This is a genomic window from Microbacterium sp. NPDC087665 (genome assembly GCF_044743285.1).
GTDB lineage: Bacteria > Actinomycetota > Actinomycetes > Actinomycetales > Microbacteriaceae > Microbacterium.
Map to the genome: position 1 here is coordinate 273,965 of NZ_JBIUWD010000002.1, position 25,257 is coordinate 299,221.

19 protein-coding genes are annotated in these 25,257 nt (G+C 67.5%); 6 read left to right on the plus strand and 13 right to left on the minus strand.

Annotation, left to right across the window (positions count from 1 at the left end):
* Window positions 1-50 precede the first annotated feature (50 nt).
* The 3 genes from ACIOSY_RS04845 to rfbA are packed head-to-tail and all read right to left on the minus strand — an operon-like array spanning window position 51 to window position 4,804.
* Window positions 51-2,012, minus strand: coding sequence for a rhamnan synthesis F family protein (locus ACIOSY_RS04845; protein ID WP_400849870.1), 1,962 nt, complete (start codon window positions 2,010-2,012; stop codon window positions 51-53).
* The gene (locus ACIOSY_RS04850; protein ID WP_400849873.1) at window positions 2,012-3,931 is read right to left on the minus strand and encodes a rhamnan synthesis F family protein; all 1,920 of its coding nucleotides are present in this window, start codon (window positions 3,929-3,931) and stop codon (window positions 2,012-2,014) included. Before ACIOSY_RS04850 ends, ACIOSY_RS04845 begins: the two co-directional genes overlap by 1 nt.
* Window positions 3,932-4,804, minus strand: coding sequence for a glucose-1-phosphate thymidylyltransferase RfbA (gene rfbA, locus ACIOSY_RS04855; protein ID WP_400849876.1), 873 nt, complete (start codon window positions 4,802-4,804; stop codon window positions 3,932-3,934).
* A 77-nt stretch (window positions 4,805-4,881) separates the two neighbouring features.
* Between rfbA and rfbB the strand changes: the two genes are divergently transcribed.
* The 3 genes from rfbB to ACIOSY_RS04870 are packed head-to-tail and all read left to right on the plus strand — an operon-like array spanning window position 4,882 to window position 8,511.
* Window positions 4,882-5,880: a dTDP-glucose 4,6-dehydratase gene (gene rfbB / locus ACIOSY_RS04860; protein ID WP_400849879.1), complete on the plus strand. Its 999-nt coding sequence runs from the start codon at window positions 4,882-4,884 to the stop codon at window positions 5,878-5,880.
* Window positions 5,880-7,286 carry a sugar nucleotide-binding protein gene (locus ACIOSY_RS04865; protein ID WP_400849882.1) on the plus strand — a complete coding sequence of 469 codons (1,407 nt, stop codon included), beginning with the start codon at window positions 5,880-5,882 and terminating at the stop codon, window positions 7,284-7,286. The genes rfbB and ACIOSY_RS04865 overlap by 1 nt, the downstream gene beginning before the upstream one ends.
* 55 nt (window positions 7,287-7,341) lie before the next feature.
* Window positions 7,342-8,511, plus strand: coding sequence for an acyltransferase family protein (locus tag ACIOSY_RS04870; RefSeq protein WP_400849885.1), 1,170 nt, complete (start codon window positions 7,342-7,344; stop codon window positions 8,509-8,511).
* Between the two features lie 97 nt (window positions 8,512-8,608).
* Here the strand turns inward: ACIOSY_RS04870 and ACIOSY_RS04875 are convergent, their stop codons facing one another.
* Window positions 8,609-11,443, minus strand: a complete 2,835-nt coding sequence (locus ACIOSY_RS04875) for a hypothetical protein (RefSeq protein ID WP_400849888.1) — start codon at window positions 11,441-11,443, stop codon at window positions 8,609-8,611.
* Between the two features lie 77 nt (window positions 11,444-11,520).
* Complete coding sequence (locus ACIOSY_RS04880; RefSeq protein WP_400849891.1) at window positions 11,521-12,594, minus strand: glycosyltransferase; 1,074 nt, start codon at window positions 12,592-12,594, stop codon at window positions 11,521-11,523.
* A 118-nt stretch (window positions 12,595-12,712) separates the two neighbouring features.
* Between ACIOSY_RS04880 and ACIOSY_RS04885 the strand changes: the two genes are divergently transcribed.
* Together ACIOSY_RS04885 and ACIOSY_RS04890 are read left to right on the plus strand one after the other, a co-directional pair.
* Window positions 12,713-14,476, plus strand: coding sequence for a DUF4012 domain-containing protein (locus ACIOSY_RS04885; RefSeq protein WP_400849894.1), 1,764 nt, complete (start codon window positions 12,713-12,715; stop codon window positions 14,474-14,476).
* Window positions 14,477-14,617: 141 nt separating this feature from the next.
* The gene (locus tag ACIOSY_RS04890; protein WP_400849897.1) at window positions 14,618-15,226 is read left to right on the plus strand and encodes a hypothetical protein; all 609 of its coding nucleotides are present in this window, start codon (window positions 14,618-14,620) and stop codon (window positions 15,224-15,226) included.
* 194 nt (window positions 15,227-15,420) lie between these two features.
* Here the strand turns inward: ACIOSY_RS04890 and ACIOSY_RS04895 are convergent, their stop codons facing one another.
* From ACIOSY_RS04895 to ACIOSY_RS04920, 6 genes are all read right to left on the minus strand, one after another.
* Complete coding sequence (locus tag ACIOSY_RS04895; protein ID WP_400849900.1) at window positions 15,421-16,875, minus strand: LCP family protein; 1,455 nt, start codon at window positions 16,873-16,875, stop codon at window positions 15,421-15,423.
* On the minus strand, window positions 16,872-17,339 hold the full coding sequence (purE, locus tag ACIOSY_RS04900) for a 5-(carboxyamino)imidazole ribonucleotide mutase (protein ID WP_400850926.1): 468 nt from the start codon (window positions 17,337-17,339) through the stop codon (window positions 16,872-16,874). Before purE ends, ACIOSY_RS04895 begins: the two co-directional genes overlap by 4 nt.
* Before the next feature lie 119 nt (window positions 17,340-17,458).
* On the minus strand, window positions 17,459-18,619 hold the full coding sequence (locus ACIOSY_RS04905; RefSeq protein ID WP_400850929.1) for a 5-(carboxyamino)imidazole ribonucleotide synthase: 1,161 nt from the start codon (window positions 18,617-18,619) through the stop codon (window positions 17,459-17,461).
* 70 nt (window positions 18,620-18,689) lie between these two features.
* Window positions 18,690-19,208: a PH domain-containing protein gene (locus ACIOSY_RS04910; RefSeq protein WP_400850932.1), complete on the minus strand. Its 519-nt coding sequence runs from the start codon at window positions 19,206-19,208 to the stop codon at window positions 18,690-18,692.
* 94 nt (window positions 19,209-19,302) lie between these two features.
* Window positions 19,303-20,064: a biotin--[acetyl-CoA-carboxylase] ligase gene (locus ACIOSY_RS04915; protein WP_400849904.1), complete on the minus strand. Its 762-nt coding sequence runs from the start codon at window positions 20,062-20,064 to the stop codon at window positions 19,303-19,305.
* Window positions 20,065-20,066: 2 nt separating this feature from the next.
* On the minus strand, window positions 20,067-21,350 hold the full coding sequence (locus tag ACIOSY_RS04920) for a CDP-glycerol glycerophosphotransferase family protein (RefSeq protein WP_400849907.1): 1,284 nt from the start codon (window positions 21,348-21,350) through the stop codon (window positions 20,067-20,069).
* Between the two features lie 78 nt (window positions 21,351-21,428).
* On the opposite strand from ACIOSY_RS04920, the gene ACIOSY_RS04925 reads away from it, so the two are divergent.
* Window positions 21,429-22,499: a glycosyltransferase family 2 protein gene (locus tag ACIOSY_RS04925; protein ID WP_400849910.1), complete on the plus strand. Its 1,071-nt coding sequence runs from the start codon at window positions 21,429-21,431 to the stop codon at window positions 22,497-22,499.
* Between the two features lie 24 nt (window positions 22,500-22,523).
* Here ACIOSY_RS04925 and ACIOSY_RS04930 read toward each other — a convergent pair whose 3' ends face one another.
* On the minus strand, window positions 22,524-23,960 hold the full coding sequence (locus tag ACIOSY_RS04930) for a CDP-glycerol glycerophosphotransferase family protein (protein ID WP_400849913.1): 1,437 nt from the start codon (window positions 23,958-23,960) through the stop codon (window positions 22,524-22,526).
* On the minus strand, window positions 23,957-25,210 hold the full coding sequence (locus ACIOSY_RS04935; protein WP_400849916.1) for a CDP-glycerol glycerophosphotransferase family protein: 1,254 nt from the start codon (window positions 25,208-25,210) through the stop codon (window positions 23,957-23,959). Before ACIOSY_RS04935 ends, ACIOSY_RS04930 begins: the two co-directional genes overlap by 4 nt.
* Between the last annotated feature and the right edge of the window lie 47 nt (window positions 25,211-25,257).

A 25,257-nucleotide genomic window follows, 5' to 3' on the forward strand; every position in this document is an offset into this window, starting at 1 on the left:
TCGCGCGAACCTCGCACTGGCCGCCGAAGGCGTTGCCTCTGTCATTCCGTTCATGCTCCCTTGTTGCCGGGCTTCGGCAAGAGTCTGCGGAGGATTCGCGAGGGGCGGAGCCTGCCGAGGCGACGTCGCCATGGCTCCACCTTCGCGAAGACGTCGCGGAATCGCGGCTCCAGCTCTGGTCTGTTCATACGCGCATACATGTAGGCGAAGTCCTCGAGGCGTCCATCCCCGAAGTCGCCTGCGGCGCGCATCCGCTCGATCTGCTGCATCGTCGTGTCCATCATCGTGCTCGACATCTGATCGAGGTTGTACTCCAACGCGGTGTAGCTCCGCGCCAGATACGCAGGGGTCGCGATCGTGCGGGTGTGGTAACCGAGCTCGCCTGCCGCGTACGACGGCATGCGCTCGAGGACGTGCGCGAGTCCGCCGTCCTTGTAAGCCTCGGTCCCGCCGAAGTCATCGTAACTCCACTCCTCTGCGAGAAGCAGGCGGAGCGCCTCGGGACGCGCGAAATACATCGAGCCGAACGGTGCGAGCGGCGACAGCTGATCGACCGGCACGCGGATGCCCAGATCCTTGGCGACCTCCACGAACCGTGGCCGGTTGTCCCACCAGGCGTGCCCCATCGTGCCGTACCCGATGTGGACCATCGGCGGGTAGGCGAGCCCGAGGCCGGGCTCACGCTGGAACAGTCCGACGACGTTCGCCACGTATCCCTCGCTGGGGAGCAGGTTCTCGAACTGCTGCCGGGCGAAGAGACGCCCGGGGTTGAAGGCGTCCTGCGGCGTCTTCTTCGAGTGGATCTTCACGATCAGATCGTGTTCGCCGTTGAGGAGTTCGTCACGGCAGGCCACCAGGAGTGCGCTCTGGTCACGACCGTCGTTCGATTCCACGACACGGACGTCGACGTTGCCGCGGGCGGTGCGCGTCGACAGCACCGACCGGATCTGGTCTGCTCGCTCGTCGTCCGCGGTGGTGACGATGAGGTCGTACTCCCCCGGCAGACGATCGAGACCGTCGAGCATGCTCGACGTGAGCTCCGGATAGTAGATGTGCGCGATGGCGAGGATGCGCAGCGGCGCCGTCTCGTCGTAGGTCGAGTCGTGCTCCGAGATCACGTCGAGCAATGCGGCATCCGCATTCAACGTTCGGGGCTCGACGTTCCTCGCGAGGTCCTGCATGAGGATCGGCATCGGGTAGCCGTAGTGGGCTGCAGCCTCGAGGGTCCACGCGCCGATCACGGCGAGCCTGTCGAGGTACGGGGGCCACTGGAAGAACGGGCGGCGCTTCAGCGTCGGGCAGCCCGCATCGAGCAATTGCTCGGCGTAGAGCACCGCGTGGTTCTCGACCTTGTCGGTGATCGTCGGGAACGCCACCTCGCCCACGAAACCGAACGACGTGAACTTCTCGGTGAAGACGGCCTCGTGCTTGACGACGGCATCCTCGTAGCCGTTCATGACCGGCAGATTCGCCCAGTAGTCGATCCACTCGGTGCTCGCGACGAGTTCTTTGCGCGCGACCAACCAGTACGACTGCAGGTGGTAGGCGAGGTAGTCGCGCCCGGTGAACGGGTTCGGCTCGACGCGGACGTGATCCGTCATCCCCCAGAAGTGGAGCTCCTGGCGGTCCATGCGCTCGAACACCGGATCGAAGGGGCGCACGGGGCCGAACCAGGTGTCGTTCGCGAGGATGACCTCGTCGTAGTCGCCGATGGCTTCGCCGACGTGATCGAGTCCGTGCTTGTAGCCCCAGATGTCGAACCCGAAGTTCTCGCGCTCGACCACCTCATCGGCGACGGATTCCAGCGTCTCCCGTCCCTCGGGGGTGAGAGCGCCGTTGGAGATCACGAGGATGCGATCGCAGAAGCGGCGCAGATCCTTCAACGCATAGGGGACGTAGTCCTCGACCTCGCCGCGGCGGTCGTACACGACGTACACGAGCAAGCGGCTTCCGCCGTCGGGGAATCGCGCGGCTTCCCGCGTCGGGAAGGTGGTGAGTTCGGCGGTTCTCATCAGAATCCTCCCCGGTAGTTGCTGATGCGGCGCCGAGCGTATCGAATCGCCTTGCGTCCGAGCTTGGCCACGTGGATGGCGAGGTAGGCGGCCTTGTACACCGGGCTCGCGATCGCGGCGAGCACGGGGTGGTTCATCGTGAGGTGCATGCGCGACAGGCCGAAGATTCCGCTCCCGCTCATCCGTCCCGCCCGCTGCACGAGTCGGATCGCGTCGACCGGGTAGCCGCGGGTGGTGGAGAAGAGCTGATCGACCTTGTAGTCAATCGCCGTGTGGCTGATCGCCGCGTGCTCGGGCGTGAGCACGGTCTGCGCGTAGTATCCGGCCTCGCCCGCGACGTGCGCGATCACACGCTCCTGGATGCGGGCGAAGTCCTTGATCGGTCCGCTCGAGGTGTAGTCGCGGTAGCCCAGTCGACGCTCGGCGAGCGGAGCGAGCGCCTCCGGGCGGCAGATCCACATCCCGCCGTACGGGGCGAGCGGCGACACGTTCTCGAGAGGCACATGGACGCCGAGCTTGCGCAGGAAACGGGTCGCGGCGATGCGGTAGCGACCGCCGCCCCACCCCGAGCCGAGGATGGAGTATCCGATGTGCATCGTCGGAGGGAAGACGACGCCGAGATGAGGCTTGGCCGCGAACATCCCGAGCACGTTCTGCACGTATTCGGGCGACGACAGCAGGTTCTCCGTCTGGTACCGCGTGAAGTAGCGGACCACGTTGAGGGTCTTCTTGGTGTGCTTGCGCGCGTGCACCTTGACGATCACGTCGTAGTCGCGCTCGAGCAGCAGGTCATGGCAGCCGACGAAGAAGTCGGCCATGTCGCGCCCCTTCTTCGACGGGGTCACTCGCACATCGAGACGGCTGTGACCGAGTTCCTGTGCTTCGATGAACCGCTCGACCCTGGCTGCCTTGCGCCCGTCGGTCGTCGTGACGACGAGATCGAATCCGGCCGGGAGATTGGCGAGCTGCCCGCACAGATTCTCGAACTCGGGAAGATCGCGAGCGTAGACGACGGCCACGACGCGCAGGCCGCTGGCGTCTGCTCCGGGCACCACAGTTCGCCTCGGGAGGATCTCCAGCAGGCCGGCGTTCGCGTTGAGGGTGCGGGGCTGCACGGTGCGCGCCAACGCGCTCAGTGTCGCATCGCGATCGAGCCCCCGGCCCTCGGCGGCATCGAGGACGTCGCTGCCGATGATGCCGTGCTTGTCGAGGTAGGCCGGGTACCAGCCGAACACGCCGCGGTCGAGGAACGGGTATCCGTCTTCGATCAGCAGATCGGGAACGTGCGTGGGCGCGTTACCGGTCGGGTAGCTCGCGGAGGCGAAGGCGAACTCGATGCGGCGGCCGGCGCGGGTGAGTACCCGCGCGATCAGACGCTCGTGCTCGGCTTCTCTCGGGCGCCGGGCCTGCTCGTCCCAGAAGGCGTTCCATGCCCTGCTCTCGAAGAGCGACCGACGAGCGACGAACCAGGTCCAGGGCATGGCCTGGAGAGCGTGCCCCTGGTCGGGGAAGGACTCGTCGAGCTCCCCCGCGATCTCCGCCGCCTGCCATCCGTCTCCGGGAACGGCGTCCATGCGTTCCAGCATCGCGTCGAACGAGTTCAGCGGACCGAACCACCCGTCTCCGGTGAGCACGATCTCGTCGATCTCACCGTGGAGCGGCTTGAGCGCCTCGAGCGCCTCCCGATAGTTGCTCGGCGAGAATCGCGCGGTGTGCACATCGATGACCTGCGCGTCGAGGTGCGCCAGCCGGGCCGCGGCATCCGACGCGTTCGTCGGTACCGTCACGACCAGACGGGTGGCGTGCGACGCGACCGCCTCGATCGCGGCGACTGTGGACGATTCCAGGGTGCGCGAGTCTGCCGAGAGCGCATAGACGACTGCTCTCCGCGGCTCCGGGAGCACGCCGTTCGACACCACTCAGCGGCCTCCCTGCTGCAGTGCTTTGAGGAGGTACTCGCCGTACCCGCTCTTGCGCAGCGGCTCCGCGCGCTCGCGCAGCTCGTCGTCGGTGAGGAATCCCATGCGCCAGGCGACTTCCTCGGGGCAGCCGATCGACAGGCCCTGACGCTTCTCGACCGTGCGGATGAAGTCCGTGGCCTCGGCGAGCGAATCGAACGTCCCGGTGTCGAGCCAGGCGGTCCCGCGCGTGAGCAGCTGAACCTTGAGCTTGCCGCGGTCGAGGTACTCGCGGTTCACATCGGTGATCTCCAGCTCGCCGCGCGGCGAGGGCTTGAGCGCCTTGGCGATCTCGATGACGTCGTTGTCGTAGAAGTACAGCCCGGGGACCGCGTAGTTGCTCTTCGGCTGCGCCGGCTTCTCTTCGAGGGAGACGGCCTTGCCGGCATCGTCGAACTCCACCACGCCGTAGGCGGTCGCGTCGTTGACCCAGTAGCCGAAGACGACGCCGCCGTCGAGCTCGGTGTACTGGCGAAGCTGGGTGCCCATCCCCTGGCCGTAGAAGATGTTGTCGCCGAGAACGAGCGCGACCGGCTCGTTGCCGATGTGCTCCTCGCCCAGCAGGAACGCCTGTGCGAGGCCGTCGGGCGACGGCTGGGTCTTGTAGGTGATGGAGACGCCGAACTTCGATCCGTCGCCCAGCAGACGCTGGAAGGACTCCACGTCATGGGGTGTCGTGATCATGAGGATGTCGCGGATGCCCGCGAGGATCAGGGTCGACAACGGGTAGTAGATCATCGGCTTGTCGTACACCGGGACCAACTGCTTGGAGACGCCGAGGGTGATCGGGTGCAGCCGGGATCCTGTGCCCCCGGCGAGAATGATGCCACGCATACCCCCTAGTCTCGCTGATCCGATGCACCTGAACAAACGCCCCGAATCCCCAGGTGCGCTCCCGGTACGCTGGGAGCATGCAGAAACTGCTCGTCACCGGCGGTGCCGGATTCATCGGTTCGAACTTCGTGCACCATGTCATCACGAACACTGACGCCCACGTCACCGTTCTGGACAAGCTGACGTACGCAGGGAACAGGGCCTCTCTCGATGGCCTCCCGGCGGACCGTCTGCGGTTCGTGGAGGGAGACATCGCTGACGCGGAACTCGTCGACGGACTGTTCGCCGAGGTCGACGCCGTCGTGCACTACGCCGCCGAATCGCACAACGACAACTCGTTGCACGACCCGCGCCCGTTCCTCGACACGAACATCATCGGCACCTACACCCTGCTCGAGGCGGCTCGTCGTCGCGATCGCCGATTCCATCACATCTCGACCGACGAGGTGTACGGAGACCTGGAGCTCGACGACCCGGAGCGCTTCACCGAGTCCACCCCGTACAACCCCTCTTCGCCGTACTCGTCGACCAAGGCCGGCAGCGATCTGCTCGTCCGTGCCTGGGTTCGGTCGTTCGGTGTGCGTGCGACGATCTCGAACTGCTCGAACAACTACGGCCCGTACCAGCACGTCGAGAAGTTCATCCCGCGTCAGATCACCAACGTGATCCGCGGCATCCGCCCCAAGCTCTACGGCGCAGGGCTGAACGTGCGCGACTGGATTCACGCCGACGACCACTCCTCCGCGGTTCTCACCATCCTCGACAAGGGAGAGATCGGCGAGACGTACTTGATCGGAGCCGACGGCGAGAAGGACAACAAGTCCGTCGTCGAGCTGATCCTCACCGAGATGGGCCAGCCGGCCGACGCCTACGACCACGTCACCGACCGTGCGGGCCACGATCTCCGCTATGCCATCGACTCGACGAAGCTGCGCACCGAGCTCGGGTGGACCCCGACGTACGGTGATTTCGAGTCCGGACTCGCCTCCACGATCGCGTGGTACCGCGAGAACGAGACCTGGTGGGCACCGTCGAAGGACGCGACGGAGTCCTTCTACGCCTCCAAGGGACAGTGATGACCGAGTTCGGCAAGTCTCTGGGAATGGTCGAGACGACCATCCCGGGACTGCTCATCGCGGATCTTCCCGTCCACGGGGATTCCCGCGGCTGGTTCAAGGAGAACTGGCAGCGCGAGAAGATGCTGGCGGCCGGACTCCCCGACTTCGGTCCCGTGCAGAACAACATCTCCTTCAACGATGAGATCGGCACCACCCGCGGCATCCACGCGGAGCCCTGGGACAAATGGGTGTCCGTCGCGACGGGACGAATCTTCGGTGCGTGGGTCGATCTGCGCGAAGGCCCCTCCTTCGGCACCGTGTTCACGGCGGAGCTCGACCCGTCACGCGCGATCTTCGTGCCCCGCGGCGTCGGCAACTCCTACCAGACGCTCGAGGCCGACACCGCCTACGTCTACCTGGTGAACGATCACTGGTCGCCCGATGCGGAGTACTCCTTCCTCAACCTCGCCGACGAGACGTCTGCGATCGACTGGCCGATCCCGCTGGCCGAGGTCGAGATCTCCGCGAAGGACCTCGCGCACCCGCGTCTCGCCGACGTCACTCCCATCCCGCCGCGCAAGACCCTGATCGTCGGAGCGAACGGTCAGCTCGGTCGTGCGATGCGCGGCCTGCTCGGGGAGTCCGCCGAATTCGAGTACGCAGGGCGCGCTGAGCTGGATCTCGCCGACCCGTCGTTCGTCGGGTCCCGCCGCTGGCGCGACTACGCGACGATCATCAACGCGGCGGCATACACGGCGGTCGATCTGGCCGAGACACCGGAAGGGCGAGCGGATGCCTGGGCGGCGAACGCCACCGGAGTGGCCGCTCTCGCGAAGATCGCGGCCCAGAACGGCATCACGCTCGTCCATGTGTCGAGCGACTACGTGTTCGACGGCACGAAGCCCGGCGAATACACTGAAGAAGACGGCATCCGGCCTCTGGGTGTGTACGGGCAGACGAAGGCCGCAGGAGACGCGATCGTCAGCACCGTGCCCCGTCACTACATCATCCGCACGTCGTGGGTGATCGGCGAGGGGAAGAACTTCGTCCAGACCATGGCGTCGCTCGCCGAGCGCGGGATCGATCCGAAGGTGGTCGACGACCAGACCGGGCGCCTGACGTTCACGTCCGACATCGCCGCGGGGGTGCGCCATCTCCTCGAGAACGATGCTGCCTACGGCGTGTACAACCTCACCGGCTCCGGAGCTCCGATGACCTGGGCGGAACTGGCGAAGCACGTCTTCTCGGCGACCGGTCACGATCCCGCTCGGGTCACCGGCGTCAGCACCGAGGAGTATTTCTCCGCCGCTACGGCGCCCGTCGCTCCCCGCCCTGCGAACAGCGTCCTGGCGCTCGACAAGATCACGGCGGCGGGTTTCGCACCCTCCCCTATGCTGGATTCACTCGCGGCGTACCTCGGCTAGGACGACGGCGGGTCGCCCGCACCTCGGCGAACGCACTGGCTGGCACACGGCTCGCATGCAGCCGCTTCCGCTCGTCATTCCTGTGAGGTACCCCATCAGAAATCGTGAACTCGACTCGTTGCGCGGTCTGGCTGCGTTGTCGGTGTTGTTCTACCATGTGCTCGCGCTGAACTGGCTTCCGCTACAGAACGGCATCAATCTGGAGCCGGCGGATCGCCAGATCTACAACATCCTCATCTTCTCGCCCGTGCACGTCGCGTGGCTGGGGGCGGAAGCCGTCTGGTTCTTCTTCGTGCTCTCCGGCTTCGCTCTGACGAAGGCAGCGACGAAGCCGGGATTCAGCTGGTCGGCGTACTTCCCCAGCAGGATGCTGCGCCTGTACGGTCCGGTCCTCTTCGCGATCCTCTTCGCGTGGCTGACGTACGTGCTGGTGCCGCACGTCGCCGAGCCCGGCGACAACATGGCCATCACCACCCTGCCGACGAGCTACGAGTGGGTGGATATCGTGCGCGACGCGACGCTGCTGGGCGGGACCAGTGGCTCGATCGGTGTGCTGTGGTCGTTGCAGTGGGAGGTCGTGTTCTCGCTCCTCCTGCCCGTGTATCTGTATCTGGTCCGCAGGCATCCGGGGTGGGCGACGGTGGTCGCGATCGTCGGATGCTGGATCGGGTGGAGTGTGAACAATCAGCTCCTGTCCTACATGCCGATGTTCTTCTTCGGTGCGCTCCTCGCCCAGTACTGGGAGCAGATCCTCCGCTGCTTCAGCTTCTTGAAGCGTGGCGGATGGGCGGGCCACACCGCCGGGGCGATCCTGGTCGTGGTCTCGATCTGCGGGATGACGTCGTTCTTCCTGCTCGGGCGGTGGCTGGTCGGTATGGACATCGATCCTCGTCTGGCGACGATGCCGCTCGTGCTGGCCGGCATCATGCTGCTGACGGTCACCAGCGTCCAATGGCGGCCGCTCAGCCGTGTGCTCTACCTGCGGGTGATGGTGTTCCTCGGCACGATCTCGTTCAGCCTCTACCTGGTGCATCGACCGATCATGATCGCGATGGGCTTCGCGACGGGCGTCGGAGCTGTACCTGCGGCCCTCACTGTACTGGTGAGCCTCGCCGTCGCGGTCGGCTTCTATTACGCGTTCGAGCGCCCCATCCACCGGCTCGCCCGTAGACTCAACAATTCCATTCAGCGTCGGGATGCTGCCGAGGCCGTCGCCGCGAACTGATTCGCCCCGCACACGGATGAGGCCGCCCGCGAACTCTCGCGGGCGGCCTCATCCGTTGTCAGTGCGGGTGGGGATCAGTGATCTCCGAGCCGCGCGGTCACGGGACCCTCACTGTCGAGCAGACGAGCAGCGGGTTGCCCCCTGCGCCGTTGTTGATGCCGTACACGCAGACCTGATTGGACCCCGACGGCATGGCCACGAACTGGCTGAACCCGTGTCGCGACCCGACCGACGGGTAGGCGGCGCCGACATCGGCGCGCTCCTTGTCGGCGATGAAGCTCGTGCCGACGCCGTTGACGTAGACGTGCAGCTGAATCGGATCGGCGGTGTCGGGGTCGAACGCCCAGCCGGTGAGCGTCGCGCCGCCCGCACCCGGAACCATGCTCTCGACGAATCCGACGGGCACGCGACTCTGGTCGACGGGCGCCGGTGCGGCATTGACCTTGACCGTGGAGCACACGAGCAGCGGATTACCGCCGGCACCCGTATTGATCGCGTAGACGCACACCTGGTGCGACCCGACCGACATGGGAAGGAACTCGCTGAAGCCGGTGCGCGGTCCCGCGCCCGGGTATGCGGCGGCGACGTCTGCACGCGCCTTGTCCGCGAGGATGCTCTTGCCCACGCCATCGACGTAGATGTGAACCAGGATCGGGTCCGTCGTGTCGGGGTCGAATGCCCAGCCCGAGATCGTCGCGCCGCCGGTGCCGGGCGTCATGCTCTCGACGAAGCCGCCGGGCACGCGACCCAGATCGACCGACGCCGTCACCTTCACGGTCGAGCAGGAGATCAGCGGATTGCCACCCGCGCCGTTGTTGATCGCGTATACGCAGACCTGGTGGGTTCCGACGGACATCGAGACGAACTCGCTGAAGCCCGTGCGCGGTCCCGCGCCGGGGTACGAAGCCGCGACGTCGGCACGCGCCTTGTCGGCGAGGTAGCTCTTGCCCGCACCGTCGACGTAGATGTGCACCTGGATGGGATCGGTGGTGTCCGGGTCGAACGCCCAGCCCGAGACCGTCGCGCCGCCGGCACCGGGTGCGATGCCCTCGACGAACCCTCCGGGCACGCGCCCCTGATCCACCGGAGCGGTCACCTTCACGGTCGAGCAGACGATCAGAGTGTCGCCGCCCGCGCCGTTGTTGACCGCGTATACGCACACCTGGTGCGATCCGACCGACATCGAGACGAACTCGTTGAAGCCGTGACGCGATCCCATCGACGGGTAGGCCGCTCCGAAGTCCGCACGATCCTTGTCGGCCCGGAAGTTCTGCGCGGCGCCGTCGACCGTGACGCGTACGCCGATCGGGTCGGTCGTGTCGGGGTCGTAAGCCCATCCCGACAGCGTGGCGCCACCGGGGCCTGCGACCGCACTCTCGAGGTGGCCGACGGGGACGCGTCCCGGATCCGTGGCCTGCGGGACGACGACCGTCGCACAGCCGAGCAGCGAATTCGTGCCGTTGCCGACATTGATGCCATAGGCGCAGACGTTGTGCGTACCGGCGGGGGCGCTCACCTTCGCGCCGAAGCCGTGCGCGTCTCCGTAGAGGGGATACTGCGCCCGCACGTCCGTGCGGGACCGGCTCGCGACGAGCGCGGTCGCAGAGGACCCGACGTACACGTGCACCGAGATCGAGCTGGCGGTGTCGGGGTCGAGCGCCCAGCCCGACACGTCGATGCCGCCGTTGACGCCCGCGGCCGACTCCAGCCCGCCGAGCGGCGAGCCCGTCTTCGCGACGACCTCTTCACATCTCAATGTGGAGTTTCCGCCGGCGCCGACATTGATCCCGTATGCGCAGATCCGCACGGCGCCCGCCGCCGTCGCGGGGATGCGCACGTCGAAACCGTGCTTGTTCCCCTTGCCGGGGTACGCGGCTCCCACATCGGGACGCTCCTGGTCCGCGACGAACGGGTAGCCGATGCCACCGACGTAGATGTGGACCGCGAGGCTCTCGGCGGAGTTCGGGTCGACCGTCCATCCCCGCACCCGGAATTCACCGGGCAGGGCTTCGATGGTCTCGACGACACCGATCGGATCATCCTTCGCCACTGATTGCGTCGATCCGAACCAGTCGGTGAAGTAGTTGTAGAAGTTGCGGTTGCCGTAGGCGGAGCATCCGTCGCCCTCTCCGTACCCTGCTCGCAGCGCCGCAGCATTGGGCTGGTACGGCGTGTAGTAGTAGAGGGCCGACGTGGCCTTGTTGGCGACGTAGACGGGAGACGATCCGCAGTTGGCGTTGGGGTTGTAGAGGATGTTCCAGGTCTTGCCCGGCGCGTACCACTGGAACCAGCGGTCCTCCATGTAGATCTGCATCTGGCGAGCAGCACCGTAGATCTGGTGGAAGAAGCCGATGTAGTTCGGGTCGCAGGGCGCCGTGTCGGGGCATCCCTGCCCGAGCGCGATGTTGTATCGCCAGTCGCTCGGCCAGGTGTGCGTGATCAGTCCCTGCTCCTTCTGGAGCATGACGATGAGTACCTGCGGGTTGATGTTGCAGGCCTGCGCGACACGGTAGATGATGCGCGCGGCGGACTCGTTCGCCGCGCCCGTATACCCGCTGCAGTATGCATCGGCAGGACGGGTGACGGACGTGATCTTGAAGTCCTTGAGGCAGACGTACCCGCTCTGGCAGCTCGCGACCTTGCTGTTGAAGAAGGTCTGGATCTGTGCCTCCGACATCGTGTTCTTGTTCGTGAACACGGCGTCGCTGATGATGTTGCCCGCGTCGAACCCGGCGAGCGTCGTCTTCGCTATTCCGGTGGCCGGGTCTATCGCGGCACCGGCTGCGGTACTGACGCCGCTGGCCGTCGGCGAAGCGACGGCAGCACCGGTCGGAACCAGGATGCCGACGACAAGAGCCGCCGTGGCGAGCAAGGCCGCGGCCCAGCGCCGGGGAACGCTGAAACGGGGAGGACGTGGGGGATGTCCAGACATACAGCAATTCTGACGGAGATTGTCAGGAAATTGGGGGGGGACACGCATAACGCGCGGCGCGATCACACCTCAGTCGACTACAGCTCGGCGTGCAATCCCCACACCCGCTCCGCCGAACTCACCCAGGAGAAGGCTCGCGCGCGGTCCGCGCCGAGCACGCCGAGGCGCCGCGAGCGCTCGCCCGCCGCGTCGGCGACGGCCTCCGCCACCTCGCCCGGGGGGACGAGCATCCCCCCGTCGACGATGACATCGCGGTGCACTCCACCATCGACCGCGACGACCGGGACGCCGAGCGTCATCGCCTCGACGACGCGCCAGGGCCAGGCGGAAACCGCGTCGGTCGCCGCGAGCGCCGCAGCCCCGGCGAAGACCGCCGCGCGGTCGTCTGCGGAGAGGAATCCGCGGATATGCGCGTGCTGCTCCGGCAGGCCCGCCGCCGAGGCGATCTCTGCCAGGCGGGGCTCCGCTCCGTCGGGGGCATCGAGGACGACCGCATGGGCACCGGCAGCGACCGCGCCCCGGAATCCTTCGGCGAGCGACGACGGTGAGCCGGTGAGCACGACATAGCGTTCGGGCAGCGACAGCGCCTCCCGACGCGCGACCGCATCGAAGGGGATGACGAATTCGTGGGGCGCGGCTCCCGCGATCACCCGGATGCGCTCCCCCAGCTTGGCGATATGGCCGAGACGCTCCGCCATCGCGTGCGAGGGCACGACCACGGCGTCTGCATGCTTGACCGCACGCCGCATCATGGCTTTGTTCCACGCGACAGCCGACCTCGACATCGCTTCCGGGGCCTCCCACGCCTGAAGTCCCCACAGCGTGACCGTCGTCTGATCGTTGTCATGCACGCGATCGTGTCGCACGAGCGGTGCCATGAGCGTGGCCGAATGGATCAGCCCGCCACCGACGCCACCGACGAGGCCGAGCTGCCAGGATGCCGCGAGCTCGCGTCGCGCGAGACCCATCCTGCGCACATCGACGACTCCGTCGATCGGCACGTCGCTGCCCGCGGGCACGATCGCCTCGACCGCGCACCCCGAGGGCGCCGTCATCACCAGTCCGCGCGTCAGATCGACCGCTGCGGCGGCCTGATCGTGGTCGACGACATGCACCAGCTGATCAAGAACCACACGCAGCCGAGCACCCATGTGAACAGCGTAACTCCGCCGGTCCCGCGCACCCCGCAGCCTCACGACGCGCCGCGGGACTGTCAGCGATCGCTCAGCTTCTTCCCCCGGGATCGGGCGTTCATGCTTGAATGCTCACGTGAGTGACGGGCGACTTCCGAGACGACGCCGATGGGGACGATGGGTCCTGGGCATCGTGCTGGCGTGCCTGCTGGTGGCCTTCGGCTGGGTGACGATCCGCGGAATCGGCGCGGTCAACAATCTGCAGCAGGTCGCGCAGAACTCCTCACAGCTCAAGGCCGCGATCGCCGAGGGCGATCTCGTTCGAGCCGGGAAGTACTCCGAGAGCATCACCCGCCATGCCGCGTCGGCACGGGAGCTGACCTCCGACCCGGTCTGGCAGGGATTCGCCCTGATTCCATGGCTCGGCCCCAACTTCCGCGCCGTGAGCGAGATCGCGCAGATCGCCGACGACGTCTCCACCGAGGCGCTCGCGCCGATGCTGGCGGCCGCGGACGACATCGACCTGGCCGGACTCGGCTTCAGCGGCGGCGCGATCGACCTCACCCCGTTCGGCGCGGTGCAGGCACCTCTCGCCCAGGCCACCGCCGCTCTTGACGAAGCCGAAGAGCGCGCGGTGCGCATCGACGCGGATGCGACGCTCCCTCCCCTCGCCGATGCAGTGCGTGAGATGCGGTCGACCGTGACCGAGGCGGCGACGGTCGTCGGGACGCTCCACGGAGCATCGGTGCTGCTGCCGACGATGCTGGGGAGCACCGAACCGCGCTACTACGTGCTCGCGATGCAGAACAACGCCGAGCTTCGCTCCTCCGGCGGAATCATCGGCTCGATCGCCCTTCTTCGCGCCGAGAGCGGCCGGATCACGCTCGAACGTCAGGCCTCCACCGTCGATTTCCCTCCATTGGATGCCCCACTCCCCCTCAGCGATTCGACCGTGGCGCTGTTCGAGGACGGTCCGGGACGATACCTGCAGAACCTGACGAGCATCCCGGACTTCGCCGAGGCCGGCCCCGCGATCGCGACGCGGTGGCAGGGAGTCTTCGGCGGGCAGGTCGACGGGGTGATCGCCGTCGACACCGTCGTCGCGGCCCACCTGATGGATGCCGTGGGCGACCTGAGCTTCGGCCCGTTCACCGCGACGTCGGAGAACGTGGTCAGCATCCTGCTCTCCGAGATCTACGCAGCCATCCCGGATCCGGTCGTCCAGGACCAGGTGTTCGCCCAGGCCGCGACCGGCCTGCTCGGGGCTGCGTTGTCGGGCGCCGACCCGCAGGCTCTCCTGTCGTCTCTGGCCGAGTCGGCGGGCGAGAACAGGATCCGCATCTGGAGCGCGCACGAAGACGAGCAGCTCCTGCTCGCCGCGTCGTCGCTCGGGGGAACGATCCCGAACGACACCGACGGCATCAGTCACGTCGGCGTGCTGCTCAACGACACGACCGGCGGCAAGATGGACTACTACGCGTCGGAGTCGGTGACGACCGCGATCGGCGTCTGCGATGGTCGTCCGACCACGCAGGTGCGGGTCACCTGGACCAACGATGCTCCGGCGGATGCGGCGACCTCCCTTCCGCCCTATGTCACCGGCGGCGGGAACTACGGCGTCCCCCCGGGGTCCGTTCGCACCCTGATCACCGTGTTCGGTCCGGAGGGCGCGCCCCTCTCGCATACGGATCTGGACGGCGCCGAGGCACCGGTGCAGACCACGCTGTTGGGCGCGCGCTCCGCCGTGCAGCACGATGTCGTCCTCGCCCCCGGCGAGTCGGCCACGATCACCGTCGAGTTCCAGGGCGAGGGTGCCGGAGAGCGGGTCACCCGCGTGGTGCAGACCCCCACGATCGACGCTCCGGACGCGACGCGCCACGAACTGCGCTGCGCTTCGTGACAATCGCCCCGCGATGGGGTACGTTCTTCTCACTGGGGAATATCTGGGTTCTAAAAACCTGCCGTGGGGGCAGGGAGAATCCACGCAGTCGAATGCAGGGGTGTATTCGGATGCGATTCCGCGTGAATTCTGGGGATTATCATGCTGAAGAAACTGGCTGCTATCAGCCTTGCCGCTGGCGTCATTCTGCTCGCCGCACCGGCCGCCGCGAACGCGGAGACCGACTCCTATGCCGACAAACCGAGTGTGACGGTCAACGACCCGATCATCGACATCTGCAACGTCTCGACCATCGTCTTCGGTCCGGGATCGTTCCAACCTTCCGAACAGGTGGGCGTCTCCGTCTCCGGCCTGAATGCCTCTGAGGCATCCGTGTCCGGCAACACGGCGGGCTCCGACGGCAGTCTGACGGTGACGTTCCGTCCGCCGTCCGGCGCCTCCGGCGCTTACTCGATCACCTTCACCGCTGCCGGCGGTGCTGCGACGGCCCGCGCTGCGGCCGTCACCACGATCGGTCAGTACACCGCAGTCATCACCGTCAGTGATGCGAAGTCGAGCTGCGATCACGATCCGACCGTCGCTCCGGCGGGTACTGAGCTGCCGCTCAGCACCGGCACGGGGACGGGCACTTTCGAACTCGCTCTCACGGGCGGAAGCATCTCGCCGTGGATCATCGGCGGTGGAGCAGCTGCGCTGTCCATCGGCGGTGGCCTCGTCGTCATCGGAGCTGCTCGCCGCAAGCGCGCCTAGATCTGATCACCGCCTTGTGCGGTGGTCGACTGGACGACGGTGATCCCTCCCCCTCCGATCACCGTCGTCTGGTGAATCCGGTGGTCACACCGGATGCCCACGGCTTCCTCTTTCACTCTCCCGAGGCAGCCGTGGGCACTTTCATGCGCCGGCACGGTCGAGCGAGACAGGATCTCGTGCGTGCGGACAGCTGGTCAGGGCGCAGGCGTAGGAGCCGGCGTCGGCGGATGCAGTGCCTGCTGGATCATCTCGTGGATGTACGCGTAGTCGGGCTGATGCTCGTCGACGCCGTTCTCCGGTGTCAGCTCGATCGTCGCGACCTGTTGTTCCTTGGCCTTCATCATCAGGTCGAAGAACTCGGGGAGTTTGTCCTGCGGCAGATCGGTGCTGATCAGCGCCGTTCCCGCCGCGGCGACCTCGTTGAATCGCGTCAACACGGTCTGAGGCGTGAACTGGTCGAGGATCGCCTCCTGCAGCTCCCGCTGACGTTTCATGCGATCCCAGTCGCTCGTCGTGTACCGCGATCGGGCGTACCACTGCGCGGTATCACCGTCCATGTGCTGCTGACCGGGTTCGATCCAGCCGATGGCCCAGTCATTCGCGTCGGTGCCGTGCCAACCCTCGGGCGGCCCGCCCTTCGGCAGCCGCTCGACGACATTGATGTCGACGCCCCCGAGCGCGTCGACAACATCGGCGAAGCCGTGCATGTCGACGAAGACGTAGTACGGGATCTCGATGCCGAGCACACCCTCGGCAGCGTCCTTGGTCGCTTCGATACCCGGATCCGAACCGGCGGCCGCGGCATCCGGGTAGAGCGATACGCCCTTGTCGTCGCGGCAGACCTCGGCAGCGTTGCGCACGTGGTTCATCCACCCGTTCCACCCGCATGTCGATGAGCCGTGGCCCTCGAACCCGTTCGGGTAGAGCTCCTGCATCGGACTGCCCTCGCTGAACGGGGCGTTCGGCAGTTCCCGGGGAATACCCGTGATCGTCACGGCCCCCGTCTCGGCGTTCACCGACACGACGGAGATGCTGTCGAAGCGCATCGAGTCACGCCCGTCACCGCTGTCAGCGCCGAGCAGCAGGATGTTGTAGTAGCCGTCGCTGGGCGGCAGGCTCGGTCCACTCTGCCCGAAGATGGTGCTGATGGTGCTGCGGACGGATCCGACGGCCGTGGCGGCATAGCCCGCCGCTCCGCCGACGAGTCCGAGAAGGATCAGCGCGACCACCGGGATCGCGAATCTCGAGGCCGTCGGCACCTTCACCAGGCGCACCAGACGCAGAACGTCGAAGGTGAGGACGATCCACAGCGCGACGTACCCGACGAGCAGGATCTGCGCCAGAGTCAGCACGAGCGCCGAGAACCACCCCGCGCCGATCGTCAACCAGAGGAAGACCGGGCGGGCGAAGAGTGCGAGCCCGGCGACCACGATGATCAGGAACCACGACAGCAGCGTCGCACGGAGGCCGATCCGACCGAGTCGTCGGTTGCCCGCCAGCACCTGGGCGGAGCCCGGAAGCAGCAGGTTGAGGACCACGAGCCACCAACCGCGCTTGGTCATCGCTCCCGAGTCGGACGCATCGGGATGCCGCATCGGCCGGGTCTCGATGAGCGGTCGACCGGACGCGCGGGGCGGCGCCAGGGTCACAGGGACGCCTTCAACCGTTCGTTCTTCTCCTCGACCTGAGACTCGAGGTCTTTCGCGTAGGCCTCGACACGATCGGCGAGATCGTCGTCGGAGGTGCCGAGGATGCGCGCGGCCAGGAGGCCGGCGTTTCGGGCGCCGCCGATCGAGACGGTCGCGACCGGGATGCCTGCAGGCATCTGCACGATCGAGAGCAGGGAGTCCATGCCGTCGAGGTACGCGAGCGGAACCGGAACCCCGATGACCGGCAACGCCGTCATCGACGCGATCATGCCGGGCAGGTGCGCTGCGCCGCCGGCGCCGGCGATGATCACCCGGATGCCGCGGCCCCGGGCCTCGCGGGCGTAGCTCATGAGCTTGTCCGGCGTGCGGTGCGCCGAGACGACCTCGACCTCGTGCGCGATGCCGAAGTCGGTCAGCGCCTGAGACGCATCGCTCATCACACGCCAGTCGGAGTCAGATCCCATCACGACGCCGACGAGAGGCGTGGCGGAAGAGTGCAGTGGCTCGGTCACACACTCAGGCTACGGTCTGGCGCTGGAGATTCCCCTAACGGCACGCGGCCGAGGCCCAGGCTCTGGCCCGATCAGTCGAAATGGGCCGCGGCCGCGCGAGCCACGTAGACCACGTCGTCGAGTTCGTCGCCCGCGACGTTGACATGACCGACCTTGCGCCCCGGACGCGGATCCTTGCCATAGGTGTGGATCTTGGCGTCGGGATGGGCTTCCATGGCCGCGTCGAACCGCTCGCCGAGAGTTCCCTCGGCGGGCCCGCCGAGGATGTTGACCATCACAGACCAGGGCGCGCGCGGCGCCGCACTCCCGAGAGGAAGGTCGGCCACAGCGCGGAGGTGCTGTTCGAACTGCCCGGTCACCGCTCCGTCCTGGCTCCAGTGGCCGCTGTTGTGCGGACGCATCGCGAGCTCGTTCACGAGGATGCGCTCGTCGTCGGTCTCGAAGAGCTCGACCGCGAGCATCCCGGTGACTCCGAGCCCCTCGGCGATGCTGGTGCCGATCTCCTCGGCCACCTCGACGAGACGTTCTGCTGCCCGCGGCGCGGGCGCGATCACCTCGGCGCACACCCCATCGCGCTGGACCGTCTCGACGACGGGGTATGCGACCATCTGTCCGCTCGGCCGCCGCGCGACCTGCTGGGCGAGTTCGCGGACGAAGGGCACGAGTTCTTCGACGAGCAGCGCATCGCCGTCGGGCAGCGCGTCGAACCAATCCTGTACTTCGGCAACCGCTCGCACCACGCGCACGCCCTTGCCGTCGTAGCCGCCGCGCGGCGTCTTGACGACCGCTCGACCGTCATGCGCGTCGAGGAACGCCTGCAGCTCGCCCGTCGAATGCACCGCCGCCCACTCGGGCTGCGGCACGCCGAGCTCGGCGAGGCGCGCACGCATGACGAGCTTGTCCTGCGCGAACTGCAGCGCATCGGGACCCGGGTGCACGGAGACGCCCTCATCGACGAGCGCGCGCAGGATGTCCTGCGGGACATGCTCGTGGTCGAACGTCACGACATCGACATCCGCGACGAAGGCACGGACCGTCTCGAGGTCGCGATAGTCGCCGACGGCCGAAGCGGCGAGTTGGGCGGACATGCCCTCGGCCTCAGCCAGCACCCTGATCTCGAGTCCGAGCTCGACCGCCGGAGCGATCATCATCCGGGCCAGCTGTCCTCCGCCGATCACGCCCACACGCAGTGCCATGTGCCGTCTCCATTCGTCACGACCATTCTCCTGCATCGCCACGCGATCGGATGACACGTCGACGGATGCACGCAGCGATCGCTGTCGCGCAGCCCCGAAGCCCGACTCACTCGAGGCCGAACGCCTCGCCACCCGCCTGCGCATCCCGATGAGCGAGGATCTGGCCCACCTCGATCTGGTCGGCAAGCGTCTCATGCACGAGCGTGACGTTGGGAACGTTGGCCAGTCGCAGCGGTGCATCCACCCCGTTCGACAGCGTGATCGAGCCTGCGCCCCACAGCCGCTGCAGCGGTCCGCGACGTACGGCGATCGTGTATCCGCGTGCGTGGGACATCTCGCGGCGCTGCCGCGCACCGACTCCCCGCTGTGCGATCACTCGCCGCGTGGTGACCGTGGTGGATCGGGAGTACCAGACTCCGAACGGCACAATGACGAGCAGCACGACGACGACGGCAGCGGCGGCCAGGAGCATCCAGTTCTCGAACGGTGCCGGCAGATTGTCGTAGAAGTAGGCGGTCGCCCCGAAGGTCGCGATCAACACGATCGCCGACCAGAGGAGGCGGCGAGCGTGACCACGGAAGCGCGCGATCAGATGTTCCTCCGACGGCGCACCGGGCGGCGGCATCATCGGACGACCACCGAGCGTCACTGGCTGCGTCACCCCACCATTGTGCCCGTGTTCTCACGCAACTCCCGCCTGAACGGGCGGCGTGTCAGTCTCAGTTCGCGCGGACGTGCACGACGTCGCCGGCCGACACGACGTGCGATTCGCCGTCGGCGTCGACGACGAGGCGCCCTTCTCCGTCGAGCGCGGCAGCGGTCCCGTCGAGCATCCTGTCGCCCGGCAACCACACCCGCACCGCCCGCCCCAGAGTGGCGCTGCGTGCCGTCGCCCGCGCGTGCAGGCCACTCACGATCGCGTCTCCGGTGGCTACGAGACTCTCGAGATGACGGTCGAGCGTGCGGAGGTAGTCCGCGAGCAGGCGGTCTTCGTCGACGACCCCGCCCGAGACGGCGAACGAGGTCGCGGTCGGCACCGGCAGCTGCTGCTCGGTCATCGCGGTGTTCACTCCCGCTCCGACGATGATCGCGTCGCCCGCGACCTCGGCGAGGATCCCGCTGATCTTCCGCTCGTCGACGAGCACATCGTTCGGCCACTTCACCGCGACGACGCGGTCGGGCAGCTGCGCGGCGACGGAGTCTGCCATCGCGACGCCGGCGATCAGCGGGATCCAGCCTCGCATCGACGGATCGAGTGCGCGTCTGATGAGGATCGAGACGGCGAGCGCGGAACCCGCCGGGGCCACCCACGTGCGGTCGAGGCGTCCGCGACCGGCGGTCTGATTGCGCGTCACCAGCACGGAGAGATGCGGCCACGCATCGGCGTCAGCCGCGTGAGCACGGAGGTCGGCATTGGTCGAACCGGTCTCGTCGACGACATCGAACCGGGCGGCAGCCCGCCGGGCGAGAGGAAAGTCCATGATCAGACCTCCTCTTCGTCGCCTTCTTCGTCGTCGTCGTCCTCATCGGGGCGAAGCGAGCCCATCTCATGCGCCTGCCAGTGCTCCCACTCCTGCATGAGCTTCTCGATCGCGGCGTGGAACTTGGCCGTCGCCGCCCCGGGCGTCGTATCTCCGAAGTAGTGCTGCACCCACATGCGCAGTCTCGCGACCGCTGCTTCGTCGGCGCGCACCCGCTCGACCTCGGCGACGATGTCGGATGCCGCGGCGACCGTCAGCCATTCGCAATCCGCGAGATAACCGCTCATGTCGATCGAGGCGCGGTCGTCGCCCGGGCGCGTGATCATCAACGGCTTGCCAGCGGCCAGGCGGTCGTAGACCATGGCGGAGATGTCGACGACGGCCACATCGGCGGCGGACAGCTGCCACCCCAGCTCCGGACCGTCGTCGTAGAAGTGCTGGGCGGCGGAGTCCGCGGCGTTGGCCGCGTTGATCGAGGCGATGATGCGCCGATGCGCGGCACCGTACTCGTCGTCGACGACACCGCTGCGCGGGTGGGGACGGTAGATCACCCGGTGCTCTCCGGTCGCGAGCAGAGCGTTCACGAGCTTCTCCCCGTGCGTGGCGATCGAGCCGTAGTGGGCGCTGGGACGATCGCCTTCCCACGTCGGCGCGTAGAGCACGACGGTGCGGTCATCCGGCGCGTAGGGAAGAGATCCGGAGTAGTGATCGGCCTGCGGCCGACCGATCTCGATCGTACGGCGATCGATGTCGTAGTCCCACAGGGTGCGGGAGAGCCGGTCGCGAGCAGCCTGACCGGCCACCAGAGCGTAGTCGTACGCCTTGTACTGGTTGGTGGTCATGTACATCTTGTCGGACTCGCCGTGGTTGATGAAGACGTGCCAGCGACGGCCGTACCGGAACATCTGGAAGTTGCGCGTGTTCTGGTTGACGTAGAGGACGATGCGGATGTCGTGCTTCGCCACGAAGCGCTCGAGGTCGCGCACCGTGGGCACGAACGCCACCGGCGGGGAATCCTCTTCGAGGAGCTTCTCGGCGCCCGTCGCCTGTCGCGCGAGCACGACCACGGGCCACCACTGCGACAGTTCGAGCAGAGGCCGGTACCACTGACGCATCTGGTACATGTTCACGGCACCGTCGGCGAAGTACACGGCGATCTCGAAGTGCTCGTCGGGGTAGGGCTCGGCCGTCGACAGGCGTCTGCGCACACGCTGCACCGCTGTGCGGGACGTCACCGCCCGCGTCAGCAGTCGGTATGCCTTCTTCGCATCAGAGAGTGCACCCATCCCTCCAGAGTACTGAGTCCACCTGTGCCTCAGATCTCGATTCAGCGAACCTTCCGACGCCCATGACATGATCGACGGATGCATGACGACGATTCGCACGCTCCGGCCGCTGGGGTCTCCTTCGTCATGCCGGTGCTCAACGAAAGCGCCTATCTCGCGCACGCTGTGGCCTCAGTGCTCGAACAGGATCTCGATGTCCCCGTCGAACTGATCCTCGCGCTCGGCCCGTCGACCGACGGCACGACCGAACTCGCGCACGCGCTCGCGGCGGGTGACAACCGCATCCAGCTGGTCGAGAACCCGGCCGCGCACATCCCGGTCGGCCTCAACGCGGCCATCCGCGCCAGCCGCTATGCGACGATCATCCGCGTCGACGCGCACTCGGAGCTTTCCGCCGGATACGCGGCGCGGGCCATCGAGACGCTCGAGCGCACCGGCGCCGCCAACGTCGGCGGCGTGATGCACGCGGAAGGACGCACCCCGTTCCAGAAGGCGGTCGCGCGCCTCTACAACTCCCCCGTCGGTCTCGGCGGCGGCGCCTACCACGGCGGCTCCGACGAGGGCGAGGCCGAGTCCGCCTATCTGGGTGTGATGCGCCGCGACGTGCTCGACGAGGTCGGGCTGTTCGACGAGACGATCCGCCGTGGAGAGGACTGGGAGCTCAACCTCCGCATCCGTCACGCCGGCCATACCGTGTGGTTCGACCCGACACTGTCGGTCACCTACTGGCCGCGCGAGAGCTGGTTGCGGCTCGCCCGCCAGTTCCGTGCCACCGGCGCGTGGCGAGGTGAACTGGTGCGTCGTTTCGGCCGCCGCAACGGCGTGCGCTACTTCGCTCCCCCCGCCCTGGTGCTGATCACGGTGGTCGCGCTCGTCATCGGCATCCTGCAACTCTCGGGCGTGCTCAGCGGGCTCGCTTCGCTCCTGGCCTCTGTCGTGTACCTGCCGCTGATCGCCTACGCGCTCCTCGTGATCGCGGTGGCCTTCGCGCCGGGCGGCGGCGGGTTGCGGCAGCGCCTCTGGACTCTTCTCGTGCTTCCGACGATGCACCTGTCGTGGGGTGTGGGATTCCTCGGCGGCGTGCTGCGCGGCGCCGGCGACACCGTCGACGCGTCGCGGCTGGGCACCCGCAACACCCCTCTTCCCTGAAGTCGGCAGCGCGACAGCAGTGCGTCAGCGGGTGACGTATCCCTGGTCGAGGATCCGGTCCACCACGCGCTCCGCTGCATGCCCGTCGTCGCGGGTGTTGAACTGCCGACGCCAGGCCGCGTACCGCTGCGCATAGGCGTCGACGAGAGTCGCATCGCCGAGGGCCGTGACCAGCTCGTCCTGCGATCGCACGAGCGGACCCGGCGCGCGTTCCTCGAGATCGAAGTAGAAACCGCGCAGCGTGCCGCGGTAGTGGTCGATATCGGGGACGAGGAAGTACATCGGCTTGCCGGTGACGCTGAAGTCGAACATCACCGAGGAATAGTCCGTGATGAGCGCATCGGCCGCGAGGAGCAGTTGCGCGGTCTCCGGGTAGCCGGTCACATCGATCACGCGAGCGCCAGCGTGATCGCGCCCCTCCTGGAGAGTCCGGGAGTGCCCTCGCACCAGCACGACGGCATCCGCCTGCTCGGCGAGCTGCTCGGCATCGATGAAGTCGACCATCTCGGTGCGGTCATCGCGCCAGGTGGGGGCGTACAGCAGCACGCGTTCCTCGGGCCCGATCCCCAGCGCGGCGCGCACGATCATCGGATCGCCCGTCGTCAGGGCGTCGTTGCGGGGGTAGCCCTCGACCCAGATCGGGCGACCGAAGAAGGCGTATGCCTTCTTGAGAATGCGTTCGGCGTAGGTGTTCTGCGCGAGCAGCACGTCCCACCGTCGGGACTCCTTCACGACCGCTGCCATCCGGCGCGGATCGAATCCCGGGCGGTGCAGAGCGAGGCGCTTGAGCGGCGTGCCGTGCCAGGTCTGCAGCACCTTCTGCCCCGGCTTGCGGGCGAAACGCCGACGCAGCCAGTCGTTGACCACGAGCAGCCGCGCTGCTCCCCGCGCCCGCCACCACTCCGGGCTGCCTTCGACGACGGCGATGGCTCCTTCGGGCACCGGGACCGAGAAGTCGACGACGCTCCAGTAGCGCCGCACGTCCGGCGCACGTCGAGCGAGTTCGCGATCGATCGCCTGCGGGTTGCACCCGACACTGCGCCCGTAGAAGCTCTCGAAGAAGACCGCGTTCTCGGTTCCGCCGACCTGAGCGACGTAGCGTTCCTCGAGTGTCGCCTGTCCCTCGGCGGTCTCGTAGACCGGATCCAGCGGAGCCGCGATCTTCACGTCATTCCCGGTGACGGCGATGCGCAACCCGGGAAGCATCGTGGGGACGATGGTGAGGTCAGAGAGATCGGCGTCGGAGAGGCGCAGCTCATAGGGACCCGCCGGGAGCGGAAGCGCCGGTCCGCCCCAGCGACCGGCCTGCAGCGGCAGGGTGACCGTCCAGGTGTCGCCCTCGCCCGAGACGCGTGCGCCGACCCGCGCACGAGGGCCGACGAGCTCGGCGTCTGCCGGACGCCGTCCGGTCCCTTCGATGACCAGCGTCTGCGCTGCCTCATCGATCCGAGCCGTGGTCATACTGCTCCCTTCGGTGCACGGATTCCCCGCGCACGGATTGCCTGATACACCCGGCGCGTGTTGTTCCCGTCGCGGTACGCGTGCATCTCCGCGCTGAGCGTAGCGGAACGCTCGGCCCGCGACGTGAACACGTCGTCGTCGCACAGCAGCGCGTCGAGCTGCGCCACGAGCTCCGTCCACGAGGAGGCCGCGTCGTCGCCCGTGACGTCGTCAAGACGGCCGTAGAAGCCGCGCGTGCGCGCGTACTCCGATGCGTCGGGCGTGAGGAAGAGCACCGGCATGCGCAGGAGCCCGACATCGAAGGCGAGCGATGAGTAGTCGGTGACGAGCACGTCGACGGCGGGCAGAGCCGGGGTGACGTCGGCGAGCACCGCCGAGCCGAGCATCCGCACCCGCCGGGTGGGCAGCGGCGGCAGATACGATCCCTCGCCGAGAGGATGCGAGCGCACGAGAAGAACCGCGTCGCGCTCTTCGAGCGCACGAACGATCCGCACCCACTCGTCCGCTGTCGGAACCGCGGGATCCGCGGCGCCGTCGCGCCAGGTCGGGGCGTACAGGATCGTGCGCGCCGTCTGTGGAAGGTCTTCGTCGACCCGGTGCAGCAGAGCGGATGCTGCGGCGCGACGCTCGTCTTCCGAGCCGTGGGACAGCACGTCGACCCGGGGCTCGCCCGTCACGACGACACGGTCGCCCGGAAGCCCGAAGGCGGACTCCAGGCGACCCCGCGAGCGGTGAGACGCCGCCGGGAGAACGCGAATCCGCTGCGCCGCCGACCGGTACAGGTACGTCACGAGGCGGCGCAGCACGGCGGCGCCGGGAACATTCGGCACCTGCGTCGTCGCCGGCGAATCCAGCCCGATGCGCTTGAGCGGAATGCCGTGCCAGAGCTGCACGACGAAGGCGCCGGAATTCGCGTAACGGTTCACGTCGCCCAGTCCGTGCGTGACGACGACCACTCCCGCGCGCGCCGTCGCCCACCAGCCCCGGATCCCGCTCTTGCGGATCGTCCGGATACCGAGAGCCGCGGCATCCGCATCCTCGCGATCGGATGAGGTCAGCCACACGACGTCATGACCGCGGTTCTCGACGTGCCGGTGCAGCGCGAGCGCGCCGTCACCGATGCCGGCCCCGCACCCGAAGACCCATCGCTCGCCCCGGGGGACGAGGGCCGTACCGACCCGTCCGAGGGCGTAGAGGGGGATCCGGAGCAGCTTGGCCGCATTGCCGGAGCCGAAAGAGAAGGACGCCACTCCGCGAGCCTATCGCGGAGGTGGCGTCCTTCTCTGAGCGGATCGGG

Coding starts and splice junctions, on each gene's coding strand:
- ACIOSY_RS04865 (WP_400849882.1), top strand. CDS start 5,880: ATGACCGAGTTCGGCAAGTCTCTGGGAATGGTCGAGACGACCATCCCG.
- ACIOSY_RS04870 (WP_400849885.1), top strand. CDS start 7,342: ATGCAGCCGCTTCCGCTCGTCATTCCTGTGAGGTACCCCATCAGAAAT.
- ACIOSY_RS04845 (WP_400849870.1), bottom strand. CDS start 2,012: ATGAGAACCGCCGAACTCACCACCTTCCCGACGCGGGAAGCCGCGCGA.
- ACIOSY_RS04920 (WP_400849907.1), bottom strand. CDS start 21,350: ATGGGTGCACTCTCTGATGCGAAGAAGGCATACCGACTGCTGACGCGG.
- rfbB (WP_400849879.1), top strand. CDS start 4,882: ATGCAGAAACTGCTCGTCACCGGCGGTGCCGGATTCATCGGTTCGAAC.
- ACIOSY_RS04890 (WP_400849897.1), top strand. CDS start 14,618: ATGCTGAAGAAACTGGCTGCTATCAGCCTTGCCGCTGGCGTCATTCTG.
- ACIOSY_RS04875 (WP_400849888.1), bottom strand. CDS start 11,443: ATGTCTGGACATCCCCCACGTCCTCCCCGTTTCAGCGTTCCCCGGCGC.
- ACIOSY_RS04930 (WP_400849913.1), bottom strand. CDS start 23,960: ATGACCACGGCTCGGATCGATGAGGCAGCGCAGACGCTGGTCATCGAA.
- ACIOSY_RS04925 (WP_400849910.1), top strand. CDS start 21,429: ATGCATGACGACGATTCGCACGCTCCGGCCGCTGGGGTCTCCTTCGTC.
- ACIOSY_RS04880 (WP_400849891.1), bottom strand. CDS start 12,594: ATGGGTGCTCGGCTGCGTGTGGTTCTTGATCAGCTGGTGCATGTCGTC.
- ACIOSY_RS04910 (WP_400850932.1), bottom strand. CDS start 19,208: ATGCCGCCGCCCGGTGCGCCGTCGGAGGAACATCTGATCGCGCGCTTC.
- purE (WP_400850926.1), bottom strand. CDS start 17,339: ATGGGATCTGACTCCGACTGGCGTGTGATGAGCGATGCGTCTCAGGCG.
- ACIOSY_RS04905 (WP_400850929.1), bottom strand. CDS start 18,619: ATGCAGGAGAATGGTCGTGACGAATGGAGACGGCACATGGCACTGCGT.
- rfbA (WP_400849876.1), bottom strand. CDS start 4,804: ATGCGTGGCATCATTCTCGCCGGGGGCACAGGATCCCGGCTGCACCCG.
- ACIOSY_RS04915 (WP_400849904.1), bottom strand. CDS start 20,064: ATGGACTTTCCTCTCGCCCGGCGGGCTGCCGCCCGGTTCGATGTCGTC.